This is a genomic window from Janthinobacterium sp. LS2A (assembly GCF_036543145.1).
Lineage (GTDB): Bacteria > Pseudomonadota > Gammaproteobacteria > Burkholderiales > Burkholderiaceae_D > Janthinobacterium > Janthinobacterium aestuarii.
In genome coordinates this window covers 108,874-130,473 of the sequence record NZ_JAZHPB010000002.1, presented here as the reverse complement: position 1 = coordinate 130,473, position 21,600 = coordinate 108,874, and the positions used below count along the sequence as shown (strand labels likewise).

General features: G+C 62.0%; 19 protein-coding genes and 1 other RNA gene. 9 read left to right on the top strand and 11 right to left on the bottom strand.

The genetic code is table 11. From position 1 onward, the window contains the following. Positions 1-191: 191 nt before the first annotated feature. Complete coding sequence (gene groL, locus V3C40_RS06415; protein ID WP_010400981.1) at positions 192-1,841, bottom strand: chaperonin GroEL; 1,650 nt, start codon at positions 1,839-1,841, stop codon at positions 192-194. A 50-nt stretch (positions 1,842-1,891) separates the two neighbouring features. Then, complete coding sequence (gene groES, locus V3C40_RS06410; RefSeq protein WP_010400979.1) at positions 1,892-2,182, bottom strand: co-chaperone GroES; 291 nt, start codon at positions 2,180-2,182, stop codon at positions 1,892-1,894. Positions 2,183-2,716: 534 nt separating this feature from the next. On the opposite strand from groES, the gene V3C40_RS06405 reads away from it, so the two are divergent. The 5 genes from V3C40_RS06405 to V3C40_RS06385 all read left to right on the top strand — a co-directional run bounded on the left by V3C40_RS06405 (position 2,717) and on the right by V3C40_RS06385 (position 4,981). Further along, positions 2,717-3,463 (top strand): hypothetical protein, encoded by a 747-nt coding sequence (locus V3C40_RS06405; RefSeq protein ID WP_331776917.1) that lies wholly within the window; start codon positions 2,717-2,719, stop codon positions 3,461-3,463. Positions 3,464-3,619: 156 nt separating this feature from the next. After that, on the top strand, positions 3,620-3,883 hold the full coding sequence (locus V3C40_RS06400; RefSeq protein ID WP_034747342.1) for a hypothetical protein: 264 nt from the start codon (positions 3,620-3,622) through the stop codon (positions 3,881-3,883). Further along, positions 3,883-4,194 carry a cell division protein ZapA gene (locus tag V3C40_RS06395; protein ID WP_034747344.1) on the top strand — a complete coding sequence of 104 codons (312 nt, stop codon included), beginning with the start codon at positions 3,883-3,885 and terminating at the stop codon, positions 4,192-4,194. The genes V3C40_RS06400 and V3C40_RS06395 overlap by 1 nt, the downstream gene beginning before the upstream one ends. 54 nt (positions 4,195-4,248) lie before the next feature. Beyond that, positions 4,249-4,426: non-coding RNA, 6S RNA (gene ssrS, locus V3C40_RS06390), on the top strand. A 90-nt stretch (positions 4,427-4,516) separates the two neighbouring features. After that, positions 4,517-4,981, top strand: a complete 465-nt coding sequence (locus tag V3C40_RS06385; protein WP_331776916.1) for an EVE domain-containing protein — start codon at positions 4,517-4,519, stop codon at positions 4,979-4,981. Here V3C40_RS06385 and V3C40_RS06380 read toward each other — a convergent pair. The 3 genes from V3C40_RS06380 to V3C40_RS06370 form a co-directional block, all read right to left on the bottom strand. Further along, positions 4,978-6,474 carry a GGDEF domain-containing protein gene (locus V3C40_RS06380; protein WP_331776915.1) on the bottom strand — a complete coding sequence of 499 codons (1,497 nt, stop codon included), beginning with the start codon at positions 6,472-6,474 and terminating at the stop codon, positions 4,978-4,980. The two genes, V3C40_RS06385 and V3C40_RS06380, sit on opposite strands and share 4 nt — an antisense overlap. Positions 6,475-6,637: 163 nt before the next feature. Next, complete coding sequence (lgt, locus tag V3C40_RS06375; protein WP_331776914.1) at positions 6,638-7,468, bottom strand: prolipoprotein diacylglyceryl transferase; 831 nt, start codon at positions 7,466-7,468, stop codon at positions 6,638-6,640. A gap of 80 nt (positions 7,469-7,548) precedes the next feature. Next, positions 7,549-8,460: a LysR family transcriptional regulator gene (locus tag V3C40_RS06370; RefSeq protein ID WP_072455529.1), complete on the bottom strand. Its 912-nt coding sequence runs from the start codon at positions 8,458-8,460 to the stop codon at positions 7,549-7,551. A 174-nt stretch (positions 8,461-8,634) separates the two neighbouring features. Here V3C40_RS06370 and ilvD point away from each other — a divergent pair, with 174 nt between their 5' ends. Together ilvD and V3C40_RS06360 are read left to right on the top strand one after the other, a co-directional pair. After that, the gene (gene ilvD / locus V3C40_RS06365; protein ID WP_331776913.1) at positions 8,635-10,500 is read left to right on the top strand and encodes a dihydroxy-acid dehydratase; all 1,866 of its coding nucleotides are present in this window, start codon (positions 8,635-8,637) and stop codon (positions 10,498-10,500) included. Positions 10,501-10,723: 223 nt separating this feature from the next. Further along, the gene (locus tag V3C40_RS06360) at positions 10,724-11,035 is read left to right on the top strand and encodes a c-type cytochrome (RefSeq protein WP_034747381.1); all 312 of its coding nucleotides are present in this window, start codon (positions 10,724-10,726) and stop codon (positions 11,033-11,035) included. 14 nt (positions 11,036-11,049) lie between these two features. Here V3C40_RS06360 and V3C40_RS06355 read toward each other — a convergent pair whose 3' ends face one another. Further along, positions 11,050-12,057: an NAD-dependent epimerase/dehydratase family protein gene (locus V3C40_RS06355; protein ID WP_331776912.1), complete on the bottom strand. Its 1,008-nt coding sequence runs from the start codon at positions 12,055-12,057 to the stop codon at positions 11,050-11,052. A gap of 91 nt (positions 12,058-12,148) precedes the next feature. Between V3C40_RS06355 and V3C40_RS06350 the strand changes: the two genes are divergently transcribed. Further along, complete coding sequence (locus tag V3C40_RS06350) at positions 12,149-13,051, top strand: LysR family transcriptional regulator (RefSeq protein ID WP_331776911.1); 903 nt, start codon at positions 12,149-12,151, stop codon at positions 13,049-13,051. On the opposite strand, the gene V3C40_RS06345 is transcribed toward V3C40_RS06350, so the two are convergent. From V3C40_RS06345 to folD, 5 genes are all read right to left on the bottom strand, one after another. Then, positions 13,044-14,186, bottom strand: a complete 1,143-nt coding sequence (locus V3C40_RS06345; protein ID WP_034747385.1) for a branched-chain amino acid ABC transporter substrate-binding protein — start codon at positions 14,184-14,186, stop codon at positions 13,044-13,046. The genes V3C40_RS06350 and V3C40_RS06345 overlap by 8 nt on opposite strands. Positions 14,187-14,456: 270 nt before the next feature. Beyond that, entirely contained in the window at positions 14,457-14,834 is a 378-nt protein-coding gene (locus V3C40_RS06340) for a hypothetical protein (protein WP_331776910.1), read from the bottom strand. Next, entirely contained in the window at positions 14,831-15,256 is a 426-nt protein-coding gene (locus tag V3C40_RS06335) for a DNA polymerase III subunit chi (RefSeq protein ID WP_034747952.1), read from the bottom strand. Before V3C40_RS06335 ends, V3C40_RS06340 begins: the two co-directional genes overlap by 4 nt. A 5-nt stretch (positions 15,257-15,261) precedes the next feature. Then, positions 15,262-17,331 carry a M3 family metallopeptidase gene (locus V3C40_RS06330; protein WP_442907231.1) on the bottom strand — a complete coding sequence of 690 codons (2,070 nt, stop codon included), beginning with the start codon at positions 17,329-17,331 and terminating at the stop codon, positions 15,262-15,264. Between the two features lie 50 nt (positions 17,332-17,381). Beyond that, the gene (folD, locus tag V3C40_RS06325; protein ID WP_034747393.1) at positions 17,382-18,227 is read right to left on the bottom strand and encodes a bifunctional methylenetetrahydrofolate dehydrogenase/methenyltetrahydrofolate cyclohydrolase FolD; all 846 of its coding nucleotides are present in this window, start codon (positions 18,225-18,227) and stop codon (positions 17,382-17,384) included. A gap of 600 nt (positions 18,228-18,827) precedes the next feature. Here folD and aceE point away from each other — a divergent pair. After that, on the top strand, positions 18,828-21,524 hold the full coding sequence (aceE, locus tag V3C40_RS06320; RefSeq protein WP_101482508.1) for a pyruvate dehydrogenase (acetyl-transferring), homodimeric type: 2,697 nt from the start codon (positions 18,828-18,830) through the stop codon (positions 21,522-21,524). Positions 21,525-21,600: the final 76 nt, after the last annotated feature.

Sequence of the window (21,600 nt, the reverse complement as noted above, 5' to 3'; positions counted from 1 at the left end):
GCGGGCAATCGCCGGGCTTTCCAACGGGTTTGCCAAACGGGTTTGCCAAATTCATAGACGAAAAAAAGCCACCTTCCGTAGAAGGTGGCTTTCGGGGCCGCCGGGGAGGCGCTGACAGCTTTTGGTCTGCCAGCCCTGTCCCGGCGTATGCGGCCAGTCGTGCCGTCGCCTGCGCGACTGGCCGCCGGACATTACATCATGCCGTCCATGCCGCCCATGCCGCCCATACCACCCATGCCGCCGCCCATGCCGCCGCCTGCTTTGTCGTCAGCGATTTCGCAGACCATGCAGTCGGTCGTCAGCATCAGCGAAGCGATCGAAGCGGCGTTTTGCAGTGCCGAACGGGTCACTTTGGCTGGGTCCAGGACGCCCATTTCAACCATGTCGCCATACGTGCCGTTGGCAGCGTTGTAGCCGTAGTTGCCCGTGCCAGCCAGTACGGCTGCCACGACGACCGAAGCTTCTTCGCCAGCGTTTTGCACGATCATGCGCAGTGGCTCTTCCATTGCGCGCAGGACGATCTTGATACCAGCGTCTTGATCAGGATTGTCGCCCTTGACCGTGATGTTGGCGCGTGCGCGCAGCAGGGCTACGCCACCGCCTGGCACGATGCCTTCTTCCACGGCAGCGCGGGTAGCGTGCAGTGCATCTTCAACGCGGGCTTTTTTCTCTTTCATTTCGACTTCGGTGGCTGCGCCAACCTTGATCACGGCAACGCCGCCAGCCAGTTTGGCGACGCGCTCTTGCAGTTTTTCACGGTCGTAGTCCGAGGTCGCTTCTTCGATCTGCACACGCACCTGTTTCACGCGTGCTTCGATCGAGGCAGCTTCGCCGGCGCCATCGATGACGATGGTGTTTTCTTTGCCCACTTCGATGCGTTTCGCTTGGCCCAGTTCGGCCAGGGTCACTTTTTCCAGGGTCAGGCCGACTTCTTCAGCGATCACTTGGCCGCCGGTCAGGACAGCGATGTCTTCCAGCATGGCTTTGCGGCGGTCGCCGAAGCCAGGTGCTTTCACTGCGCAGGTTTTCAGGATGCCGCGGATGTTGTTCACAACCAGGGTCGCCAGCGCTTCGCCTTCGATGTCTTCTGCGATGATCAGCAGTGGACGGCCAGCTTTTGCGACTTGTTCCAGTACCGGCAGCAGGTCACGGATGTTCGAGATTTTCTTGTCGCACAGCAGGACGAATGGGCTGTCCAGTACGGCAACTTGTTTCTCTGGGTTGTTGATGAAGTATGGCGACAGGTAGCCGCGGTCGAACTGCATGCCTTCAACGATGTCCAGCTCGTCGTTCAGCGACTTGCCGTCTTCCACGGTGATGACGCCTTCTTTACCGACTTTTTCCATCGCTTCAGCGATACGCTCGCCGATCGAGTAGTCCGAGTTCGCCGAGATCGCGCCAACTTGGGCGATTTCTTTGGTCGTGGTGCAAGGACGGGCGATTTTCGCCAGTTCTTCGACGGTGGCAGCAACTGCCTTGTCGATACCGCGCTTCAGGTCCATCGGGTTCATGCCGGCGGCAACGAACTTCATGCCTTCGCGCACGATGGCTTGTGCCAGCACGGTTGCGGTGGTGGTGCCGTCGCCGGCGTTGTCGCTGGTGCGGGAAGCAACTTCCTTGACCATTTGCGCGCCCATGTTCATGAGCTTGTCTTTGAGTTCAACTTCTTTCGCTACCGACACACCATCCTTGGTGACGGTAGGGGCGCCGAACGAGCGCTCCAGGACGACGTTGCGGCCTTTCGGGCCCAAGGTGACTTTGACTGCGTTGGCGAGGATATTGACGCCTTCGACCATCTTGGCGCGCGCTGCGTCGCCGAATACTACTTCTTTAGCTGCCATGTTCAATTCTCCTGAGTTTCGGGATGTATCTGTCTACAACGTGGAAACAATTACTTGACGACGATCGCCATGATGTCTTCTTCGCGCATGACCAGCAGCTCATCGCCGTCAACTTTGACGGTTTGGCCAGCGTATTTGCCGAACAGGACGCGGTCGCCCACTTTGACATCCAGAGGACGGACTTTGCCGTCGTCGAGAATCTTGCCATTGCCTACGGCAAGGACTTCGCCTTGATCCGGTTTTTCAGCAGCTGCATCAGGAATGATGAGGCCGGACGCAGTTTTGGTTTCCTGGTCGAGGCGTTTGACGATGACGCGATCGTTCAATGGGCGCAGATTCATACAAAACTCCTTAAAGTTCAATGGATAGGTGTTGCTAAATGAATACATGCCTGGCACAGCGCCAGGCGTGCTTTCAGTGACCGCCGTTGAAAGCAGCCCGCAACGGTCAAGCAAACCCCATGTCATCGAGTGCGTGCCAGCTAGGCAGTGGTGGCATCGCGGCGTCGCCCGCCGCGTAGCGTTCCCTGCTGTTGCCCGGCAGACACCATCATGTCCTGAGGATTGCTACGAAAGAGTTTGTTAGCACTCTCTACTAACGAGTGCTAATTATAGGGACGGTAGGGGGCTTATTCAAGGGCTTATTCTCCGGGAAGATAAGCTTAGACGTTCTGCGCAGCCTGCATTTACGCAGGGTTTGCGCAAACGCAAGCCTCGTTCCCGGGCGTCAGCAACAGGCGCGACTCTAGCATGCCCGTCAGGCGAACGGCGTTCCTGTACGTACAGGAAACACAGTTTTACTATGGACTTTGATAAGATGATTGTAATTGCATATCAATATCACCATATATCGCCACCTGCACGAGAAAGCACGCCATGCCATCGACCACTTCCCGTACCGCCCTGCGCCTGTTGGGCGCCACCGTCATCGGCCTCGCCTGCCTGGGCAATGCCGCCGCGCAAACGCCCACCATCGTCGACGAGATCACTGTGGCCGCCCTGACGCCGCAGCAAAAGGAAATGCTGCTGGGTGGCCTGTTCAACGATCTGAACAAGGATGACGACGACCAGGAAGCGCACGTGTGGGACAACGGCGGCGACCGCGGCGTGCCGGTCAAAGTCACATATAACTTCAGCAACTCCGGCATGACGGAACACAGCCTGAAGGCGCACATCTGCCGCGACCTGAAATTCGTCGTCACGGCGGGCGGCAAGTCGCAGGACCTGAGCCGCCGCACCTGTTCGCAGAACAGCGGCCGCTGGGATGTGCAGGGCAAGGATCCGGCGCCCGTCGTGTATCCGCCTTTCCTGTCCGACGTCACCATCGCCAAACTGAATGCCAAGGAAAAGCAAGCCCTGTTGACGGCCGCCGTGCGCACATTGAAGGATGAAGAGGATGGCAAGACGCGCCAGTGGAGCAACAAGGGACTGGGCAATGCGGTACCGCTGGCGGTGCGCCTGACGCCTTCGGGCACGGACGCCAAACCTGGCAGCTACGGCCGTACTTGCCGCGATTTGACGATGGTGCTTGACGGCAAGAGCGGACAACAGACGCTGACGCGCCGCTCTTGTGAAAACCGCTATGGCGGACTCGATATCGAACCCGATTACGTCGACGAGTAAAACGCTGCCATCGCGGCGCTGGCAGATGCGCGCACTTGGCGAAAAGCGCCGGAAAAAGCGTGTATTTCACGGCAACTGACCTGCATTGATGTAAATATGTGTGACAGCGGCGTGATTCGATTGACGCCCATGGAGCGTCCGCCCTATAGTGGCGGGATGATTTCCGAATTCAACGAATTATCCGACAAAATAGGCCTGCTGGCCGAAATGACCCATGCGCTGCGCCGTGAAAACGCGCAACTGCGCAAGGATAACGCCGCGCTGGCCGCCGAGAACGCCCTGTACGTGCAGCGCATGCGCGAGGCGCAGGAGCGGGTGGAAGCCTTGCTGGAAAAAATTCCCGAACTGGTGCAAGCCGGCCTGGAGCAAGCCGCTTCGGAAGCGGGCGCCTATATTGCCGAGAACGAGAAGGAAGCGTGATGCCGCGTGTCGATGTCAATATCATGGGCCAGTCCTACAGCATGGTGTGCCGCGACGGCGAAGAGCGTGCGCTGCGCGAAGCGGCGATCTATCTCGATAGCAAAATGAAAGCCATCCGCGACGCGGGCAAGGTCAAGGGCAACGACCGCATCGCCGTACTGGCCGCCCTGGGCGTGGCCGCGGAGTTCCTCTCCGTGAAGTCGCCGCAAGGTCCGCTGTCGGAATTGACGATCCTGGAAGTGAAGCAGAAAATCTCGGCCATGCATACTGTCCTGGATAGCGCTCTGACGCCCCAGGAAAACCTTTTTTAAGCGTGCACGCGACGATTTGTCTTTGCGATGCGCGATCAAAGGAGTAAACTTGGGTCTACCCTGCGGTGTTCGCGATTGCCATATATTCCTTGAACCATTTATGCGCATCGGTTGCGAATTTTGTTTGATGGGAGTGAGCGTCGCTCGTTCGACGAACCCGAAATTGAACTAACGTGACCACCTTGAACCGTTTGGTTCGGGATGCCGGCATAGCGGCACAGGCGGGGCCCAATTCGCAGTAACTTGGTAGTACAACTGAAAACGGTTGCAGCATTGATGCGCAACCGTTTTTTTACGTCTGTCACTTTGATACGGAGTCTGCATGAAACAATACTGGCTGATGAAATCCGAACCCGATGAAGTGAGCATCGACGACCTGATGGCCGCGCCCAAGCACACCATGCCGTGGTTCGGCGTGCGCAACTACCAGGCGCGCAACTTCATGCGCGATGGCATGCAGCCAGGCGATGGCGTGCTGTTCTATCACTCGAGCTGCCCGCAGCCGGGCGTGGCGGGCCTGGCCGAAGTGGCCAGCGGCGCCTATCCCGATCACAGCCAGTTTGAAGAGGGCGGCAAATATTTCGACCCGAAGGCCACACAGGAGCAGCCGCGCTGGATCAGCGTCGACGTGCGCGGCGTAAAGAAGACGGCGCTGCTGCCCCTGTCCGAGATGCGCCAGATGCCGGAGCTGGAAGACATGCTGCTGCTCAAGAAGGGCAGCCGGCTGTCGATCACGCCCGTGACGCCGGCGCAATGGAAAGTCATTACCAATAAGCTGAAAGGCTAGGCTTCGACCCGGTTGCGGCCATTCTGCTTGGCCCGGTACAGGGCCTGGTCGGCGGCGGCCAGCAATTGTTCCGGCGTCTGGCCGCCGTCACTCAGTGCCAGGCCGATGCTGGCCGTCACCAGGCCGCCGCGCGACGGCGCGTGGACGATGGCGGCCGCGGCGATCGCTTCCTGCATCTTGTGCGCCACGGCCAGCGCGCCGTCGCCATCGGTGGCGGGCAGGATGGCGGCAAACTCCTCGCCGCCGAAGCGTGCCGCCAGGTCGCTGGCGCGTGGCAGCGCCGAGTGCAGGGCGGCCGCGATCCGCACCAGGCAGGCGTCGCCATACGGGTGGCCGAAGGTATCGTTGAGGCTTTTGAAGAAATCGATATCGATGATCAGCAGTGCCAGCCCTTGATGGTTGCGCGCGGCGCGCTGCCACTCCAGCTGCAATGTCTGGTCGAAGCAGCGCCGGTTGGCGATGCCCGTCAAGCCATCCGTCAGCGACAGTTTTTCCAGTTTGTCATGCGCGGCGCGCAAGGCCAGCTCGCTTTGCATGTAGCGGCTTTGCAGGGTGGCCGAGCGTAGCGCGTGGACCAGCAGTGCGACGAACAGCGACGCCGCCGCCAGGTAGAAATGCGCGCGCATGACGGCAAAGCCCAGGCCCAGCAAGGCGGCCGTAAAGAAGATGGGACTGAAATTGTCGATCAGCAGGGTCAGCTTTTGCGGGGCTTGCTGCGCCTGCGTATTTTCGGCTGCGGATTGCGCCGCCGTGACGCGCGTAGCCAGCAGCACCAGCAGCAGGAACGGCAGGCTGGGCAGCACTTCGCTCCATGCTTGCGTCACGCCATGCAGGGTCAGATAGTTATACGCGGCCGCGCAGCCCGCATAGCACCATAAAAACACCGTCAGCAGCAGGTAAAAGCGGCCTTGCCCGCCATCGCGGCGGTGCGCCAGCAGACGCAGCGAAGCACAGCAGGCCAGGACCAGGTTTTCCACGTTGTAGGTCAGCACCAGCAGGCTGGCGGGAATCGGCGCGATCGAGCGCTGGTCGAATGGCGACACGGAAAAGATGGCCGTATAGGCCAGGTAGGCCGCCAGCAGCACTTGCACGGCGTCGAGCCATTGTAAGGTGCGCGAAGGATGGCTGTGCGTCACGGACGACATGGCCAGCAGCAGGGGCGCGCCATACATGAAATAGGCGAAATCGGAAAAATACGTGGCGTCGGATGCCACTTGCCCGCTCAGATCCTGCCAGGCGGACAATATCATGCCCGTGCTCCAGAACAGCATGGCCACGGCGAACAGGGCCCAGCCTGTCCTGGCGGCGCCCGCCGCGCTGAGATAGGCGCAGCGGCAACAGGCCGCCAGCGCCAGCAGGGGCGCGACAATGTTGAACGCATAGCTGACGTACGGCGCGTGCGTGCCGGCCCAGGCCGTCAAGGCCAGCTGCGCCAGCACATAGCTGGCACCCAGCGCAATCGAGTACGTCAGTTGTTGTCCGGCAGGCGGCATGGCAAGGCACTCCCCGGTGGCGGCATGTGAAAACGATGATACCGAGATGTCAACAGCAAGTCTATTCCGCGAGGAAATTTAATTGTGTTGAGGGAAATGTTGCCGGGAGGCGGGGGAGGGAAAGTGGCGCGCCTGCCTGGCGCGCCACCTGGGAACAGCGGTTTTACGTGTTGGCCGGGCGGACCTTGGTGGGCGGCGTGCCCATCACCTGGCTTTTATATGCCCACACCAGCAGCGCGATGGCGCCGACGATCATCGGCAGGGACAGCATCTGGCCTGACGTGATCGGCACGCCCAGCCACACGACTTCCCAGTCCGGCGTGCGGAAGTATTCGGTGAAGAAGCGCGCGCAGCCGTACAGCAGGGTAAACATGGCGCCCACGGCCATGCGCGGACGCTGCTTGCGCGCAAACAGCCACAGGATGATGAATACTAAAATGCCGTCGACCAGCATCTGGTAGATCGGCGACGGGTGCACGGGATAGGGAATACCCGGCCACTGCATGGCCCACGGCAGGGTGTCCGGCGCGATGCGGCCCGGCAGTTCGGCATTGATGAAGTTGCCCAGGCGGCCGGCCGCGTAGCCGAGCGGCACCAGCGGGGCGATGAAGTCGAGCACGTCGAACAGGTTGCGGCCCGCCTTGCGGCTCCACAGATACATGGCCACGATGACGCCGAGGAAGCCGCCATGGAAGGACATGCCGCCATGCCAGACCATGAAGATCTCGAGCGGATTGTGCATGAAGTATTCAGGACGGTAGAACAGCACTTCGCCCAGGCGCCCGCCGATCACCACGCCCAGCATGCCGTAGAACAGCATGTCATCGAGGTCTTCCTTCTTCCAGCCCAGTACGGCGATGTGCGGCTGCTTGATGCGCACACGGCCCAGGATAATGAACAGGGCAAAGGCCAGCACATACATCAGGCCGTACCAGTGCACGGCGAGCGGGCCGATCTGGATGGCTATCGGGTCGGGCATCGGGTGTATCAGCATGGGGTTTCTTTCTTTGTTTAAAGCCAAGGTTGCGTAGTATGGGGGCGCTGGCCGTTTTTTGTCTTAGCGGCCACTTAATTTTAATCGGCGGTAGCGCCGATCTGCTTGCGCAGCAGCGCCAAAAAACCTTGCAGCACGGCGGAGGGATTGTCGCGGCGCCAGGCCAGGCCCGTTTCCACCAGCGGCGTGGCGTCCTGCAGCGGCCTGTATTCTACGCCCGGGCGCATCAGATTCGATACCGATTGTGGCACAAGCGCGATGCCCATGCCAGCCGAGACGAGGCTGACGATGGTCTGCATCTGGATCGCTTCCTGGCCGATCTGCGGCGTGATGCCGGCCGCGCGGAACACGCCGAGGATCGCGTCATGCAGGGCGGGAGAAATGGCGCGCGGGAAAACGATCAAGGGCAGGGGCGGCACGTCGCGCAGGCGCACGGGGCCCGGCGTATTCAATATGTCGAGGCCGGACGGCGCGGCCAGCACCAGTGGTTCGGCCAGCACGGGCAGGTAATCGAGTTCCCCTTTCGCTTTTTCGGGCAGGGGCGGGATCAACAGGCCCGCATCCGTGCGCCCGGCCAGCAATTCATCGAGCTGCAGGTCGGACGTGGCTTCCTGCAGGGCGATCTGCACTTGCGGATAGGCCGCCTGGTAAGCGCGCAGCAGGGGCGGCAGCACGCTGTAGTCGGCCGACGAGACAAACGCCAGGCTCAGACGTCCCGCCTCGCCCTGCGCGGCCCGCAGCACCAGCGCGGATAAATCCTGCGCCTGCGCCAGCAGTCGGCGCGCCTCGGGCAGCAGGGCCGTGCCGGCCGGCGTCAGCTGCACTTCGCGCCGCGTGCGCACGAACAGCGGGGCGCCCAGCAATTCTTCCAGCGCCATGATGGTTTGCGACAGGGGCGGCTGCGTCATGTGCAGGCGCGCGGCGGCGCGGCCGAAGTGCAATTCCTCGGCGACGGTGACAAAGTAGCGCAGCTGGCGCAGTTCCAGGTTCATATGTGTTTCCATGCGGATTGATTGCTGTGATATGTAAAACGACTCACAGACACGTGCATCATATATTTGACAGTGGGGCGCGCGCAAGGCAATCTGGCGTACCCCCACTGCATGCAGGGTTTTGTTGAAAATCCGGGCAGTCAGGCATTATTCATTTCTCGGAAGGTCCCCATCATGCCGCAATACCGCTCCCGTACCACCACCCACGGCCGCAACATGGCTGGCGCCCGCGCCCTGTGGCGCGCCACCGGCATGAAGGACGGCGACTTCGACAAGCCGATCATCGCCGTCGTCAACTCATTCACCCAGTTCGTGCCCGGCCACGTGCACCTGAAGGACCTGGGCCAGATGGTCGCGCGCGAAATCGAAGCGGCTGGCGGCGTGGCCAAGGAATTCAATACCATCGCCGTCGATGACGGCATCGCCATGGGCCACGGCGGCATGCTGTATTCGCTGCCGTCGCGCGACCTGATCGCCGACTCCGTCGAATACATGGTCAACGCCCACTGCGCCGACGCCATGGTCTGTATCTCGAACTGCGACAAGATCACGCCGGGCATGCTGATGGCCGCCATGCGCATCAATATCCCCGTCGTCTTCATCTCGGGCGGGCCGATGGAAGCGGGCAAGGTCGTCAAGGTTGTCAACGGCAGCCAGAAGATCATCAAGCTGGACCTGGTCGACGCCATGATCAAAGCGGGCGACAGCACCGTGTCCGACGCCGACGTGGCGGAAATCGAACGTTCGGCCTGTCCGACCTGCGGTTCCTGCTCCGGCATGTTTACGGCCAACTCGATGAACTGCCTGACCGAGGCGCTGGGCCTGGCCCTGCCCGGCAACGGCACGATTCTGGCCACGCACTCGGACCGCCAGCAGCTGTTCCTGCGCGCGGGCCGTCTGATCGTGGAACTGGCCAAGCGCCACTACGAGCAGGATGACTACTCGGTGCTGCCACGCTCGATCGCCACCAAGGCCGCGTTCGAGAACGCGATGGCGCTCGACGTCTCCATGGGCGGCTCGACCAACACCGTGCTGCACTTGCTGGCCGCCGCGCACGAGGCGGAAGTGGAATTTACGATGGCCGACATCGACCGCATCTCGCGCAAGGTGCCGTGCCTGTGCAAGGTCGCGCCGATGACGGACAAATATCATATCGAAGACGTGCACCGCGCGGGCGGCATCGTGGGCATCCTGGGCGAACTGGCGCGCGCCGGCCTGCTCAACACGACTCTGCCGACCATCCATGCGCCGACCCTGGCCGACGCCATCGCGCAAAACGACATCAAGTGCACGGACGATCCGGCCGTGCATGAACTGTTCCGCGCCGCGCCGGGCGGCGTGCCGACGCAGACGGCGTTTTCGCAGTCGGAGCGTTTTGCCGCCGTCGACACGGACCGCAGCACGGGCTGCATCCGCGACAAGGCCCACGCGTATTCGCAGGATGGCGGCCTGGCCGTCTTGTACGGCAACCTGGCTGAAAAGGGCTGCATCGTCAAGACGGCAGGCGTCGATGAAAGCATCTTGAAATTCTCGGGCAAGGCGCGCGTGTTCGAAAGCCAGGATGCGGCCGTCGCTGCCATCCTGGAAGACACCGTGCATGAAGGCGACGTCGTCATCATCCGCTACGAAGGCCCGAAAGGCGGCCCCGGCATGCAGGAAATGCTGTACCCGACCTCGTACATCAAGTCGAAGGGCCTGGGCAAGGCGTGCGCGCTGTTCACGGACGGACGCTTCTCGGGCGGTTCCTCGGGCCTGGTGATCGGCCACGCTTCGCCGGAAGCGGCCGAAGGCGGCGCCATCGGCCTGGTGGAAGAGGGCGACTTCATCGACATCGACATCCCCGAGCGCACCATCAACCTGCGCGTGACGGACGCCGAGCTGGCCGCGCGCCGCGCCGCCATGGAAGCGAAGGGCGACGCGGCCTGGCTGCCCGTCAACCGCGACCGCTACGTGTCGCAGGCGCTGCAGGCGTATGCGGCGCTGACGACGTCGGCCGACCGGGGCGCCGTGCGCGATTTGTCCCAACTGAAGAAGCGCTGATCTGTTGCGCAGGTAAGACAGCCGGCCCCGTTTGGCTATGCGGGGCCGCTTGTCGTTACATCGCCTTACAAACAACATGGTCATGGACGCGCAGATGGGGCAGAATATGAATGCCTAATCGCTACTACACTGCGTTACTACATTGAAACGCTTGATCTGGGCTCGTGGTGCATCTGCGGAAACACAGTAAAATGCCGCAGGAAGTAACTTTGGAGAAAAGACAATGAAACGTTTTATGTTGGTGAGTGTATTGACCGTATCGGCTCTGGCATCGCAAGCAGCGTTGGCCAATCCGGACCTGGCGAAAGCAAAAAACTGCATGGCTTGCCATGCGGTGAGCACGAAACTGGTGGGCCCTGCGTTCAAGGACGTGGCTGCCAAGTACGCTGGCCAGAAAGACGCTGAAAACAAGCTCGTGGCGAAAGTCATGAAGGGCGGCTCCGGCACCTGGGGCGCGATCCCGATGCCAGCGAACCCGCAAGTGAGCGATGCTGAAGCCCACACCCTGGTCAAATGGGTACTGGCACAGAAATAATCTGTGCCGCAGTACTAGCAATTAGCGCGCCGGCAATCCCGGCGCGTTTTTTTGCCCGCTGCCTTTTGCAGATTGCCCATGCCTTCCAATGTCGCCCGCACCGCCTCGTCGAGCGGCGTATGCGGCTCCCGGCCCAGCACGGCCAGCAGCCGCGCATTCTCCATGGACAAGGGCGTTTGCCACAGATAGCGCATCTCGCGCATTTCACGCAAGGTCGCCACGAACGGCGACGCCAGCGCCACCAGCCACCACGGGAAACGCCGGATAGCGGGCGCAACTCCCGTCGCCTGCTCCACCACACGGGCGATCGCCCCCGTCATTTGCCGGCCGTCGTGGTCCCAGTGGCCGGCCATGTGAAAGCGGGAGAACGGGGGCAAGGTGGCGCGCATGGCCAACAATTGCAGCATCGTGCGCGCCACGTCGGGCAGGTAGGACCACTGGTGGCCCACGCCGGGCGCGCCCGGATACAGCACGCTGCGCACCCTCTGGCCCGGTTTCACGAGTCCCTGCGAAAACCAGTTATTGCCGGCGCGGGGGCCGAAGAAGTCGCCCGCGCGCACGATGATGACCCTGGCGCCCTGCGTGCTGGCCCGCTCCAGCCGTGCTTCCAGTTCCACGCGGATGGCGCCCTTGCGCGTCTGCGGACGTTGCGGCGCGTCTTCCGCCAGCACGGGGAAGGCGTCGGGGCCGAAGTTGTACACGGTGCCCGGCAGCACGATGGTGGCATTTTCGGCAATCGCCGCTGAAATCGTGTTGTCGAGTATGGGCAGCACCAGCTGGCCCCAGTTGCGGTAACCGGGCGGGTTGACGGCGTGCACGATGACGGCGCAGCCTTTGGCGGCCGCCAGCACGTCCGCGGGCGACAGCGCATCGCCGCGCAGCCATTCAATGCCGTCGCCGCGTGGCGATGGCGTCGCTCCCCGCGTCAAGGCGCGCACCTGCCACCCCGCAGCCAGGAGCTGACGCACCATCTCGCCGCCGATGCCGCCCGTGGCGCCCAGTACCAATGCTGTTTTGTCCATTCTGACCTCCGTGTGGTTGATGAGGCCAGTATCTGCCGCGCAGGGCTAATTGGGAATTGACGAGCATCGACCACAGGCTATACATTTATGTATGACTACCTCGATTGCCTGGGAATACTACCGTTCGCTGCTGGCCGTGCTCAAGCATGGTTCCCTGTCCGGCGCCGCACGCGCGCTGGCCATCACGCAACCGACCGTCGGCCGGCATATCGCCGCGCTCGAGCAGGCGCTGGGCACGACCCTGTTCACGCGTTCCCAGCTGGGCTTGCTACCCACGGAAGTGGCGCTGGCGCTGCGGCCCCATGCGGAAACCATGGAACATACTGCGGCCCTGATGGAGCGCGCCGCCAGCAGCCAGGGGCAGGGCGTGACCGGTGTCGTGCGCATCGCGGCCAGCGAAGTGGTGGGCGTGGAGGTGCTGCCGCCCATCCTGGCCAGCTTGCGCGCACGCCATCCGGACCTCGTCATTGAATTGGTATTGAGCAACAAGGTGCAGGATTTGCTGCGCCGCGAGGCGGACATCGCCGTGCGCATGCTGCGTCCGCGCCAGGAGCAACTGGTGGCGCGAAAGGTGGGCGATATCGAACTGGGCCTGCATGCGCATGCGGACTACCTGGCGCGGCATGGCACGCCGCTGGCACTGGCCGATCTGGCGCAGCATGCCGTCATCGGCTACGACGAGGCGAGCCCCTTCGTGCGCAACGCGGGCGCGGCTTTCAACGAATTTACGCGGGAAAATTTTGCCTGGCGCAGCGACAGCGACCTGGCGCAGCTGGCCCTGATACGGGCGGGTGCCGGCATCGGCGTGTGTCAGGCGGGGCTGGCGGCGCGCGACTCGGCCCTGCGGCGCGTGTTGCCGCAAGCGTTTTCGCTACCGATGGAAACCTGGATCACCATGCATGAAGACTTGCGCGGCAGCCTGCGCTGCCGCGCCACCTTCGACGCGCTGGCCGAAGGCTTGCAGGCTTACGTGGCGGAGCCGGCGCTTATTTGACCACTTCCATCTTGGTCTTCTTGCCTTCCCGATAGGTGAAGAGCGTCAGCGCGCCATCCTTGATGTCGCCGTTGGCATCGAACGAGATCGGACCCGTCACGCCCTGGTAGTGCACCTTGGCCAGGAATGGCAGGTAGACGGATGGTTTCGACGATTTGGCGTCGGCCATGGCGGTGGCCATGGTCATCACGGCATCGTAGACGTACGGCGCATACAGCTGCACTTCCATGTTGTACTTTTGCTTGTAGCGGGCGCGGAAATCGTCCATGCCTTTTTGCTGCGCGCCCGTCACGCCGCCCGCTTCCGCGCAGGTGACCATGTCTTCGCCCACGGCGTCGCCCGCCAGCTTGCCCAGCGGTTCCGTGCACAGGCCGTCGCCACCCATGAACTTGGCCTTGATGCCCAGCGCCTTCATCTGGCGCAGCATGGGGCCACCCACGGAATCCATGCCGCCAAAGAAGATCAGGTCGGGATTTTTCGACTTGATGCTGGTCAGGATGGCATTGAAGTCCGTCGCGTTGGCATTGGTAAATTCCTTGCCGACGATTTGCACGCCGGGTGCCGCCTTCTTGGCGCCCTTGACGAACTGTTCCGCCACGCCCTGGCCGTAAGCCGTGCGGTCATCGATGACCGCGATTTTCTTCGCCTGCAGCTTGCCCACGGCATACGCGCCCAAAGTTCCCCCCAGCTTGTTGTCATTGGCGACGACGCGGAAGGCCGTGTTGAATTTCTGCTGGGTGTACGTCGGGTTGGTGGCCGCCGGTGAAATCTGCGGAATGCCGGCATTGAAGTAAATGCGCGAGGCGGGAATCGTCGTACCCGAGTTCAGGTGGCCGACGACGCCGTTGACCTTGGCGTCGACCAGCTTTTGCGCCACGGCCGTGCCCTGCTTGGGATCGGCTGCGTCATCTTCTGGGACCAGCACGAATTTGACGGCTTTGCCATCGATCTTGAAGCCTTTGGCGTTCAAATCCTCGATGGCCATCTTGGCCGCGTTCTCGTTATCCTTGCCCAGGTGGGAGCTGGCGCCAGAGACCGGGGCGACGTGGCCTATCTTGATGATTTCCTGTGCGCCCGCATGGCCGGCAAAAGCGAGGGCGAGGGCGAGAGGAAGGACTTTGGTCTTGAGCAGCATAAACATTCTCCAATGGATAAAGATACGGCGGCGTCTCGTGAAAACCGCTTCGACAGGCGGTACGTGTGAAGAAAGGTACAACAAAAAACAGGCGGCGCAAAGCCGCATTTCGGGCTTTTTACATTTTGTCGCAACAATCACCAACGTGAGGCGCGATGCACCGATTTCGCAGGCGTGAGCGCACCAAAGAATGGCGTTGGAGGGAAGAATAGGGTAGGTCGGGTAGGTCGGGTTAGCGCAAAGCGCGTAACCCGACATTGCGCAGCATGCTCAGGCTTGCGCGGGTGGGTGCAAATGTCCCAGTTCATGACTGACCGCATGCGCCACGATCTGCTCCAGCGACTGCTGCAAGTCTTCGCGCAAGGCGCCCCGCATGCCGATCAGGGCGTTTTGCAGGGCCGTTTGCAGGACGTGGGCGATGCGCTCTTCCAGCAGATGGTCAATCTTGCCCTGCACTTGATGCAGGATGCGCTGCGTCAGCCGCTGTTCGATGGCGTCCCAGTCGGGCTGCGCCACCGTTGGCGGCAACCCCGGCGCTTCCTCGACGGCAGGCGGAGCCGCAACTGGCGCGACGACCTCAGGCACTTCCGGCCCCAGCAGCACCTCCGTCAGCAGGGGGATGCCCTGGTCGAATGGCTGCTGGCTCATGTCTTCCCTGCCACGAAGTGGGTCGGCTGCACGTTCTGCTGGCGGTAGTGCAGGAAGCGCTGGCGGCCCGCCTGCGCATCTTGCTCATCCATGGAAACGATCTCGAAGACGCGCTGGAACTGCGCGTAATTGGCGGGCGGCAGCTGCGACAGGTTGACGAGGATGTCGTGATGCGGCAATTCCGCCGCTTCGTCATCGGTCAGGATGATGGGCGTTTGCGCCGCCAGCGGGTCGCCGGCCAGCACGTGCGGCAGGAAATCCGTGGCGGAAATGGTCCACATGGCGCTGTTCAAGGCGTCGAGCTGGGCGCTGTCGGCCACCAGCACGACGACCTTGTTGCCGGCCATATAGGCCTTGCGCGCCAGACGGCAGGCATACGCCAGCTTGTCCGGCACGTTGCTGTGAAAATCGACACGGCTCATGGCGATCAAGCGGCCATGCCGCTATGGCGCAGCAGGGCATCGATGCTCGGCTCGCGGCCGCGGAAGGCGGTAAACGATTCCAGCGCGGGGCGCGATCCGCCGACGGACAGGATTTCCTGCAAATAACGCTTGCCTGCCGCCGTGGTGGCGTCCGGTCCCAGCGCCTTGGCTTCTTCAAACGCCGCATAGGCGTCGGCGGACAGCACCTCGGCCCACTTGTAGCTGTAGTAGCCGGCCGCGTAGCCGCCGGAAAAGATATGCCCAAAGGCATTCTGGAAGCGGTTGAACGGGGGCGGGATGAGCAGCGAAAACTTGGCGCGCACGCCGTCGATCAGCTGCTGCACGCTCTGGCCCGTGCTGGCATCGTAGTCATAGTGCAGATGCATGTCGAGCAGGGAGAACTCCACCTGGCGCAGGGTTTGCAAGCCGGACTGGAAATTCTTGGCCGCCAGCATCCTGTCGTACAGCGCGCGCGGCAGCGGCTCGCCCGTGACGGCATGCGCCGTCATGTGTTCGAGCACTTCCCATTCCCAGCAGAAGTTTTCCATGAATTGCGATGGCAGTTCCACGGCATCCCATTCGACGCCGGCGATGCCCGACACGCCCAGTTCGTCGACGACGGTGAGCATATGGTGCAGGCCGTGGCCGAATTCGTGGAACAGGGTGATGACTTCATCGTGCGTGAACAGGGCAGGCTGAGCCTTGCCGTCGATCACGGCCGGTTCCGTGAAATTGCATGTCAGGTAGGCGATCGGCGTTTGCACGTGTTGTGCGTCGGCGCGGCGGCCGCGCGCGTCGTCCATCCAGGCGCCGCCGCTTTTACCGGCGCGCGCATACAGATCCAGGTAGAACTGGCCGACCAGCTTGCCGTCGCGCTCGATGCGGTAAAAACGCACGTCCGGGTGCCAGACGGGCGCCGTATCAGGCTTGATGTCGACCGCAAACAGGTTCTGGATCTGGCGGAACAGGCCGTCGATCACCTTGTGTTCAGGGAAGTACTGTTTGACTTCCTGGGCCGAGAACGCGTAGCGGCGTTCCTGCAGCTTTTCGGAAGCGTAAGACACGTCCCACGCCTGCAGCTCGGCGATGCCCAGTTCTTCGCGGGCGAATTGTTTCAGTTCGGCCAGATCCTTCTCGGCGAACGGACGCGCGCGCCTGGCCAGGTCTTCCAGGAAAGCGATGACTTGCGCGGGCGAGGTGGCCATCTTGGGGACGAGCGACACTTCGGCGAAATTGGCGTAGCCCAGCAGTTGTGCCTCTTCGTTGCGCAGCCGCAACAAGGTGACGATGTTTTGCGTGTTGTCCCAGTCCTCTTTCTTGCTGAAGACGTCGCCCTGGTCCGACGCCTTGGTGGCGTTGGCGCGGTAGATGGTCTCGCGCAGCGCGCGATTGTCGGCAAATTGCAGGATCGGGTAGTACGACGGGAAGTGCAGCGAGAATTCATAGCCCTGCTTGCCCGCCTTTTCGGCGGCGGCGCGCGCGGCGGCCTTCACGTCGTCGGGCAGGCCGGCCAGGTCAAGCTCGTTTTCGACCAGCAACTTGTAGTCATTGGTGGCGTCGAGCACGTTTTCGGAAAAACGCGTCGAGACGGCCGCATGTTCTTCCTGGATGGCGCCAAAGCGTTCTTTCTTGTCTTCTGGCAACTCGGCGCCACCGAGGCGGAAGTCGCGCACGGCATTGTCGACGATGCGGCGGCGCGCCGGCGACAGGCTGGCGAAATCGGCGCGGGCCTGCAACTGCTTGTATTTGCCGAAGAGGATTTCGTTCTGGCCCAGCTCGGTCCAGAATTCCGTCACCTTGGGCAGGTTGGCATTGTAGGCGGCGCGCAGTTCAGGCGTATCGACCACGCTATTCAAGTGGTTGACGATGCTCCAGGCGCGGCCCAGGGTTTCGGCGATCTGGTCCTGGGGCGCGACGAAGTTTTCCCAGCTCACTTCTTCCATGGGCGCTTCCAGCTGCGCCACCGTGGCGCGCGCCTGTTCCAAGAGGGTATCGATGGCGGGCGTGACATGCTCGTGCGTGATCGCGTCGAAGCGTGGCAGGCCGGAAAAATCAAGCAGGGGATTGGTATTCATCGTCGGTTCCATCCATATATAAAAGGGCGGTCATGCCGCCCCGGTGATTCTTAAATGCGCTCGGCGGCCTCTACCGTGTTCATGAGAAGCATCGTAATCGTCATCGGACCCACGCCACCCGGTACCGGGGTGATGTGGGAGGCGACTTCTTTCACGCCGGCAAAATCCACGTCGCCGCACAGCTTGCCTTCATCGTCGCGGTTCATGCCCACGTCGATGACGATGGCACCTGGCTTGACCATGTCGGCCGTCAGGGTGTTGCGGCGGCCGACGGCGGCCACGACCACGTCCGCCTGGCGCGTGTACAGGCCCAGGTCCGGGGTCGCACTATGGCAGATGGTGACGGTTGCGTTCGCTTGCAAGAGCAGCAGTGCCATCGGCTTGCCGACCGTGTTGCTGCGGCCGATGACGACGGCGTGCTTGCCGCGCAAGTCCACGCCCGTGCTTTCGATCAGTTTCATGCAGCCGTATGGCGTGCATGGGCGGAAGCCGGGCAAGCCCGTCATCAGTTCGCCTGCGCTCAGGACCGAATAGCCGTCCACGTCCTTCGTCGTGGCGATCGCTTCGATGACCTTGTGCGGGTTGATATGTTTTGGCAGCGGCATTTGCACGAGGATGCCATGGATGGCCGGATCGGTGTTCAGGCTGGCGATGCGTGCCAGCAAGTCCGCTTCGGACAGGTCCGCTTCATATTTTTCCAGCACCGAGTGGAAACCCACGTCGCCGCACGCCTTGACCTTGTTGCGGACGTACACCTGGCTGGCCGGGTCTTCGCCGACGAGGATCACGGCCAGGCCGGGCTGGGTGCCCTTGGCCGTGAGGGCGGCGGCGCGCGTGGCGATCTCGCTGCGCAGTTTTTGGGAGAGGGCGATTCCGTCGATCAGTTGTGCTGGCATGGTAGGAGGCTGTGTGGGAGGGAAAAGACAGATTATAAAGCCGGGCGGTGCAAAGGGGCGGTTTTGGCTATGCAAAGGCGTGACAACAGCGGGCCGGAGACGCGGGCCTGAGAAAATGCCGATGGCGGCGTTGCAGCTCCTTGCCGTACTGGCGTACTGTCTGTGTCGCCGCGCCTTGCCCTCGACATTTTTCAGGCTCGTTTGGCCCGGCATAAAAGCGGGCCAGAGACGCGGGCCTGAGAAAATGCCGATGGCGGCGTTGCAGCTCCTTGCCGTACTGGCGTACTGTCTGCGTCGCTGCGCCTTGCCCTCGACATTTTTCAGGCCCGCTTGGCCCGGTATGCCTGTGCGGGCGACCGGGGTGTACATTCGTTTTTGGCACTTTGATCACGCTAATTTCCGGGCAGAATTTGCGGCAGTGCAGCATAAATTTCATAGGGTAATTTCACAATACGAAATGCTATATCGTAATTTGAAAAATAGTAAATACGCTGTTAGAATCCCCACACTAAACCGACTTAATAGTAAATAATCAGCGAAATACCGTCCGACAGCGATCCGGAAAATCGGGGTGGGGCGTTCACAAAGGAGACTCAACAGATGTCAGCTCAACTGAACCAGGTAACGACACAGATCGGCACCGACCCGGATATGCAGGAAACCAAGGAGTGGCTGGACGCGCTCGAAGCCGTTCTGGAAAATGAAGGTCCGGAACGCGCGCATTACCTGATGGAGCGCATGGTTGACCTGGCTCGCCGCCGCGGCGCCCAGATCCCGTTCTCCAGCACCACCGCCTACGTCAACACCATCCCCACCAAACAAGAAGCACACTGTCCCGGCAACCTCGAATACGAAGAGCGCCTGCGCTCGTGGATGCGCTGGAACGCCATGGCCATGGTCGTCAAGGCCAACCGCGCCGACGGCGACCTGGGCGGCCACTTGTCCTCGTTCGCTTCGCTGGCGAACATGCTGGGCATCGGTTTCAACCATTTCTGGCACGCGCCTACGGCCGATCACGGCGGCGACCTGCTGTACATCCAGGGCCACTCCTCGCCCGGCGTCTACGCGCGCGCCTTCCTCGAAGGCCGCTTGACGGAAGAGCAAATGCTGAACTTCCGCAAGGAAGTCGACGGCAAGGGCCTGTCCTCGTACCCGCATCCGAAGCTGATGCCTGACTTCTGGCAGTTCCCGACCGTGTCGATGGGCCTGGGCCCGCACATGGCGATCTACCAGGCGCGCTTCCTGAAATACCTGCACGCACGCGGCATCGCGAAAACCGACAACCGCAAGATCTGGGCCTTCTGCGGCGATGGCGAGATGGACGAGCCGGAATCGCTGGGCGCGATCGGTCTGGCCGCACGCGACATGCTCGACAACCTGGTCATCGTGGTCAACTGCAACCTGCAGCGCCTGGACGGCCCGGTACGCGGCAACACCAAGATCATCCAGGAACTGGAAGGCGAATTCCGTGGCGCCGGCTGGAACGTCGTCAAGGTCATCTGGGGTCCGGGTTGGGACGCCCTGCTGGCGCAAGACAAGGAAGGCATCCTGCAGCGCGTGATGATGGAAACCGTCGACGGCGAATACCAGAACTACAAGGCGAAAGATGGCGCCTACGTGCGCAAGCACTTCTTCGGCAAGCATCCGAAGCTGCTGGAAATGGTTGCCAACATGACGGATGACGACATCTGGCGCCTGACCCGTGGCGGCCACGATCCGCACAAGATCTACGCGGCATTCAAGATCGCCCAGGAACACAAGGGCCAGCCGACCGTCCTGCTGGTGAAAACCATCAAGGGCTACGGCATGGGCAAGTCCGGCGAAGCGCGCAACACGGCGCACCAGACGAAAAAACTGGACGACGAAGCCATCCGCGAAATGCGCGACCGCTTCTCGCTGCCTATCCCTGACGACAAGCTGGCCGACATCCCGTTCTTCAAGCCAGCCGACGACGCGCCGGAAATGGTCTACCTGCACGAGCGCCGCAAGGCCCTCGGTGGCTACCTGCCGCAGCGCCGCCAGAAGTCGGAAGAAACCCTGCCGGTGCCTGGCCTGGACGCGTTCAAGAACGTACTGGAAGCCACGCCTGAAGGCCGTGAAATCTCGACCACGCAAGCGTTCGTGCGCGTCATTTCGACCCTGCTGAAAGACCCGAACCTGGGCCAGCGCGTCGTGCCTATCCTGGTCGATGAATCGCGTACCTTCGGCATGGAAGGCCTGTTCCGCCAGATCGGCATCTACAACCCGAAAGGCCAGTTGTACGAGCCGGTCGACAAAGACCAGGTCATGTACTACCGCGAAGACAAGGCTGGCCAGATCCTGCAAGAGGGCATCAACGAAGCGGGCGGCATGAGCTCGTGGATCGCCGCGGCGACGTCGTACTCGACCAACGACCGCATCATGATCCCGTTCTACACCTTCTACTCGATGTTCGGCTTCCAGCGCATCGGCGACCAGGTATGGGCTTCGGCCGACATGCGCGCCCGTGGCTTCCTGATGGGCGGCACGGCTGGCCGTACGACCCTGAACGGCGAAGGCTTGCAGCACGAAGATGGCCACAGCCATATCTTCGCCGCGACCATCCCGACCTGCATGCCGTACGATCCGACCTTCAGCCATGAAGTCGCCGTCATCATCCAGGACGGCCTGCGCCGCATGATCGCCAACCAGGAAGATGTGTTCTACTACATCACGATCATGAATGAAAACTACGCCCAGCCAGGCATCAAGCCAGGCCAGGAAGAAGGCATCCTGAAAGGCATGTACAAGCTGCAGGAAGGCCAGGCTGACGCCAAGCTGCGCGTACAGCTGATCGGTTGCGGCACCATCCTGCGCGAATCGATCTTCGCCGCCGAGCTGTTGCAAAACGACTGGGGCGTGGCTGCGGACGTGTGGTCGGCACCGTCGCTGACCCTGGTGGCCCGCGATGGCCAGGATGCGGAACGCTGGAACATGGTCAACCCGTCGAAAGAGCAGCGCGTGCCATACGTGACGTCGCTGATGCAGGACACGGACGGCCCGATCGTCGCCACGACCGACTACATGCGCGCGTTTGCAGAACAGATCCGCGCCTTCATGCCGAAGGGCCGCACTTATAAAGTGCTCGGTACCGATGGCTTTGGCCGCTCGGACAGCCGCGCCAAGCTGCGCGAGTTCTTCGAAGTGAACCGTTATTATGTCACCGTGGCCGCGCTCAAATCGCTGGCTGACGAAGGCAAGATCGACGTGTCGGTGGTGGAGCAGGCGATTGCCAAGTACGGCATTGACGCGAACAAACCGAATCCGGTGACCCAGTAATCGTTGTGCGGACCCGATGATGCCAGGGCGGTGCGAAAGCGCCGCCCTGGCGTGTGTTCGGGTCCATCTGACAAAT